A 1440-nucleotide genomic window follows, 5' to 3' on the forward strand; every position below is an offset into this window, starting at 1 on the left:
TTTGATTTTTTTGATGCAGTGTAATAATTTCGCTTTTTGGTCATTCTATTCCCCTCTTATATTAGAAGAATAGCTCTTAAAAATACCTTTTTTTCGTCTAAAAATCCGCGCCTATATCATTATGCTCCTATTATAAAACCTTGTACGTTTGGAGTACTCAGCATTACAGTCTAGAATTATTAGCAGAAGATGAAACCGTCCCCGAAGTACTTGATGAATCTAGGATGTATGTGAAAATATCAAAGGGGAATCTTAGTTACTGGGTGCAAGATCTCGCAGGCATCCTACGAAATGGCGTTATTGAAAACTATCGTGAAGCTTTAGGCTATGGGACAGAAGAGCGCTTTACACTTATCTCTTTAGACAAAGCAAAGCACTATAATTTATTAATTCAATATTCTGCAAGCCTCAGCCATACACCGTCAGAAAGAGAATATCTAACGAAAGCGCTCTTTTATTTAGATCGAATAATTTTTTTATCCGCGGGCGACCTTACGAAACTAGAAGAGCGACGCTCTGATTTATTAAACAAAACTCGTGAAGTTTTGGCTTTCGATAATCAATATACATCATCAACCGCTGACCAAAGAAACCCTTTACCCTCAAGTGCCTCAGCAACGTTATTCAATTATGAAGAAGAAATATTGCTAAAAAAAATAAACAAAATCTCAGTCCTTAGCGATGTCCACGAAAAGGTGCAGTCTTTTAAAAACCTCTTGAATAATTCTCCAAACTTTGAGATTAAAAAGAAGATTATAAGGTGCCTAAGTGATTGTTATTATTACCTCTATGATAAAGAAAAAGCCTCAGTGGATTCAGGGAAGCATAACTGTGCATCCTTGGTGGGCGCTTTAGTCTATCTCGATCAATTGATCTGGTGCGAAAGTTTAATTTCAGCTGCTAATGAGGATGATAAAGTAAAAAAATTATTACAGCAACGTTCTGATTTAATAGACAATATATATCATAAAACTGAATTAACTACTGATACGAGTGTTCACGCAAAGTTAATCACTATGCCAATCGCCGAGAAAACAAAACAATCTATTGTACAGGAAAATGATGTTTTGAGGTCTGCTGAAATGATCTTGAGTGGCAATAAAACTATATCTGGTGAAGAGATAATTAATTTAGACCGCAAGATGACAAAATGTGCCGATAAGGTACAATTCTTTTTGACTTTTATAAAATCACAAAATTTAAATGGAAATGAATTGGCTGTTATATTCTCTAAAGCCCTGAATTTTTTAGGTGGGAAAAATATAAATCAAAAGCGTAACGAAATTTCAAGGCAAGTACTTGATTACATTTTATTTTTAAAGTTAGCTAGGTCCGGGGATCTGGAACAAAATTCAGGAAAAATAAGAGCTATTCCCGGTTTGTTAGTTCATTCACCTTACTCTCAGAATGGCTTATCCACAAGTCCATAGGCCAGGAGAG

At 35.1% G+C, this 1440-nt stretch carries 1 protein-coding gene; it reads left to right on the forward strand.

Features of this window, described 5'->3' with window-relative positions:
- Positions 1 to 230 precede the first annotated feature (230 nt).
- On the forward strand, positions 231 to 1430 hold the full coding sequence (locus tag ELY15_RS15760; protein ID WP_127101703.1) for a hypothetical protein: 1200 nt from the start codon (positions 231 to 233) through the stop codon (positions 1428 to 1430).
- The last annotated feature ends 10 nt before the right edge of the window (positions 1431 to 1440 follow it).

Origin of the sequence: Legionella sp. km772, assembly GCF_003989735.1 — a bacterium.
In the GTDB taxonomy this organism is placed as follows: domain Bacteria; phylum Pseudomonadota; class Gammaproteobacteria; order Legionellales; family Legionellaceae; genus Legionella.